Source organism: Moorena sp., assembly GCF_982860115.1.
Genome location: NZ_CEYLVT010000394.1, coordinates 1 through 3730 on the forward strand (window position 1 = coordinate 1; position 3730 = coordinate 3730).

Annotated in this window: 4 protein-coding genes; 2 read left to right on the forward strand and 2 right to left on the reverse strand. The window is 42.5% G+C overall.

Annotated features, from left to right (window positions below):
- Positions 1 to 119: 119 nt before the first annotated feature.
- Both AC4II3_RS31890 and AC4II3_RS31895 read left to right on the forward strand, forming a co-directional pair.
- Positions 120 to 641 carry an IS607 family transposase gene (locus tag AC4II3_RS31890; protein ID WP_488016810.1) on the forward strand — a complete coding sequence of 174 codons (522 nt, stop codon included), beginning with the start codon at positions 120 to 122 and terminating at the stop codon, positions 639 to 641.
- A gap of 7 nt (positions 642 to 648) precedes the next feature.
- Positions 649 to 1809 (forward strand): RNA-guided endonuclease InsQ/TnpB family protein, encoded by a 1161-nt coding sequence (locus AC4II3_RS31895; protein WP_488016808.1) that lies wholly within the window; start codon positions 649 to 651, stop codon positions 1807 to 1809.
- 85 nt (positions 1810 to 1894) lie between these two features.
- On the opposite strand, the gene AC4II3_RS31900 is transcribed toward AC4II3_RS31895, so the two are convergent.
- Together AC4II3_RS31900 and AC4II3_RS31905 are read right to left on the reverse strand one after the other, a co-directional pair.
- Complete coding sequence (locus AC4II3_RS31900; RefSeq protein WP_488016806.1) at positions 1895 to 2605, reverse strand: C40 family peptidase; 711 nt, start codon at positions 2603 to 2605, stop codon at positions 1895 to 1897.
- 139 nt (positions 2606 to 2744) lie between these two features.
- Positions 2745 to 3554: a class I SAM-dependent methyltransferase gene (locus AC4II3_RS31905; RefSeq protein ID WP_293101821.1), complete on the reverse strand. Its 810-nt coding sequence runs from the start codon at positions 3552 to 3554 to the stop codon at positions 2745 to 2747.
- Between the last annotated feature and the right edge of the window lie 176 nt (positions 3555 to 3730).

Genomic DNA, 3730 nt, shown 5'->3' on the forward strand with positions numbered 1-3730 from the left:
CCTTATTTCATATAACTTAAACTTATGATTCACAGACTGTCGCCTATAAAGGCTTGTGAAAGTTACTGAAAATATCCACTAATCTAACACTATCTACAAGCATCTGTTAGATTTAAGTCATGGCACTTATACCAATCCGTAAGGCGGTCGAACTTACGGGACTATCAAGGAACACCTTAAGGAAGTACGCGGACAATGGAACCCTCAAATGCGAAAGGACTCCAGGAGGAACTAGATTATTTCATTCAGAAGATATCATCAGGTTCGGAGCAGGACGTTCAAAACCTGATCAACTTCGTGAACGGAATAGTAAAACGATCTGCTACTGCCGAGTCAGTACCAGCAAGCAAAGAGACGACCTCGACAGACTTCTCGCCTACCTCCACTCCCTTTTTCCTGACGCCGAAATCATCTTTGACATCGGCTCAGGTATCAACTACAAAAGAAAAGGGCTTAAAACCATACTGGAGCGAATTGTCCTCGGAGATAAGCTCACGATTGTTGTTGCCTGTAGAGACAGACTTACCCGATTTGGGTTTGAACTCATTGAGTACTTGGTCAGTCTCAACGGTGGAAAAATCCTGGTTCTCAGCCAACCTGAAAGTTGTCCAGAATCCGAACTTACCGCAGATCTTCTCTGAATCATTCATGTCTTCTCTTGCCGGGTTCACGGACTCCGAAAGTACGGCAAGAAAATCAAAGAAGATTCGACTGTTCCTAAATCCTGACCAGCGTACGCTTATTCGTAAATGGTTCGGAGTATCCCGTTATGTGTTCAACAAGACCGTTAAAATCCTCCAAGCAGGCGTTGTAAAAGCCAATTGGAAAGCAATCAAGACCGGAATACTAAATGACCTTCCCGAGTGGTGCAAGGAAGTGCCTTATCAAATTAAATCGATAGCGATAAAGGACGCTTGCACCGCTGTCAGGGAGGCAAAGAAAAAATACAAAAAGACGTCGCAAATTAATCGGGTAAGGTTTAGATCCAGGAAAAACCCCATTCAATCTTGTTATATTCCCAAGTCAGCAGTTTCTGCTGTGGGAATTTATCACACAAAACTAGGAAAACTATCCTACTCCGAAAGTCTTCCTGAGGATATTTGCGACTGCCGACTAACCAGCAACAATGGAAATTACTATCTAGTAGTCCCCCACAAAGTAACTAAAAAGAAAACCGAAAACCAAGGTAGAGTAGTTGCTTTAGACCCTGGCGTTAGGACTTTTGTCACATTCTTTAGTGAAACATCCGTAGGGAAAATTGGACACAGAGACTTTTCTCGTATTCAGCGATTGTGTCAACATTTGGATAATCTATTATCCAAGATTAGCAAGGCTAAACGTGGGCAAAAACGCCGAATGAGAAAAGCTGCCAGACGAATGGTCATCAAGATTCAGAACCTGATCAATGAGCTTCATCACAAGACAGCTAGATTTTTAGTTGATAATTTTGATGTGATTTTACTTCCCACTTTTGAGACAGCTCAAATGTCTAAAAAAGGAAGTAGGAAAATTAGATCTAAGACTGTTCGCAATCTGCTTAATTTTGCTCACTATCGTTTTCAAGAGTTCTTGAAGCATAAAGCTTGTGAAACCGGTAAAACAGTAGTGGATGTTTGCGAAGCCTATACCAGTAAAACTGTTAGTTGGACAGGAGAGTTGGTCAATATCGGCGGAAGCAAAACAATTAAATCAAAAATTGATGGGCTCGTCATGGATAGAGACATCAACGGCGCTCGTGGTATATTTCTGCGAGCCCTGGGAGATACCCCCTGGCTGAAAAATCAGCTTGCATTAGTGAGCCAGGATTGACCTTTGGTAGATTTTGGTAGCTAAAAAGTATCGGTATATCAACCAGAGCAAATTTGTTGTATTGGGCTCTGGTGCTGTGATTCCCTTAAGGTTGATAGCTTTTCTCTACTCTTCCTGCTCCTTTGAGAATCCGGTAGTATGACAGTGCCACCTCATCCTCTTCATCTGAAAGTCGGTCTATGGCAATACCATTACGACCATTGTCTATACCAGAACTATGGATATAATAACCGTCTCCCAGATATAAACCAACATGATTCACGTCTTGGTTTGTGGCGAAGAAAATCAAATCACCTGGTAGAGCTGACTCAATCTCAATTGTTTTCGTGAAAGCATCTTGCGCATCGGCATTCCTAGGTAACCAAATTCCTGAAGCAGTAAAAGCGGCTTGTACTAGTCCTGAGCAATCATAGTTGGGAGCAACAGTACCTCCCCAAAGGTAGTGGTTCGGCTGCTCCATTGCAGCTTTGGTAAAAGCAATCACTGCTGGGAGTCGTTCTTGGATTTGGGTAGTTGAAAGGGTAACTGGCTGATACTTAGTTGCCGCATATTCAAGTTCTGCTAAATACTGCACCTGCAACCAGCCACTATAGCCATCCTCACATAATCGCACTTCTAAAAAGTCATTTACTGGTGTTTTCGAGGTAAACTGCAAGTGACGTCCTACTGTTGCTTGAGTGCCCAAAGCTTGGCAACTGGGAAAATCATAGATGTTCAAATTAACTTGGCAGTAGTACTCATATTGTGTTGCTTCAACCTTCTCGAAGTTTGCTTGTAGATTCTCTAGAGAAATCATCAAAAATTTTTTAAAGTCCCTTATTATTTACATTTTGAGCCAATTTTGTGATTCAATTTTTACCTACATCCCACACTATAAAACCCACACCCTGTCTATTTTTCAAGTAGCTTATCACTTCGTGAGGCTATGTTCCCCACTAAACCTTTTTACAGAGGTAGAAATACCAGCCCACCTCACCGGCGGCAATCATTTCTTGGGTTTTTTTAAAGTCAGCACTTGTATCTGGATATTGCTCTCGAGCTAACTCCGACACTAGTTCATAGCTTTTTTCCAAGTGCTGGCTCAAGTCCTTTTGCTGCAATAGTGTAAATCCTAGCTGGCTAAGGTTGTCTGCATAAACTTTAGGACTAAATGTTGGCTTGAATAGGAGTCGGTCGTAAACGTACTTGCGGGCAGTTTCACTGACTTCATCTACTGGGGTTACCAAATCATCAAATAAGAAGATGCCGTCTGCTCCTAGAACACGGTAAGCCTCCGCCAAAGCCTTATTCAGTTTAGGAATGTGGAAAAGAGCGGCTTGACTCCAGACATGGGTAAAGGAGTCATTTGGGAAAGGCAGGTTAGTTGCTGATTCCTTGTGGAAGCTTAGGCGCAGAGATGGATAATGACTAGCTTTCTCTTGAGCATAGTCAATAAAAATACTACTGAGATCGACTCCTACCACTTCGCATCCTGTCTGCTGAGCTAGCCAGATAGCAGTGTTGCCATTTCCACAAGCTACATCTAACACCCGGGACTCAGCAGTAATACCACTCTGTTCCAGCATATATTCATTCCAGTAATGGCAGGCAGAGAGAAAGTCCTCAGGTCGAGCGTTGGTCAAGTTTTCAAAATAACCCCAGTGCAGACCTCCTTCTGAATCCCAGAAATTGCGGAAACGTTTGTCTCGTTCGGGATTGTTGAAACAAGCTTCAATGTCAGCTTCCGTAAAGCTCTTTTGCATCATGTTTTCTTTACTGATTTAACTTATATACTACTGAGTTCTACTATTAAACCATCATCGGGAATCTCCACGGAGTCTATTCTCACATAATTCCCTTGGTTTAGGCGTACAGAGCGGTTTTTGGCTAGGGCGTGTTTTCTTGCCTCGTTATATCCTAAAAGTAGTGTGTTCAATGGGTG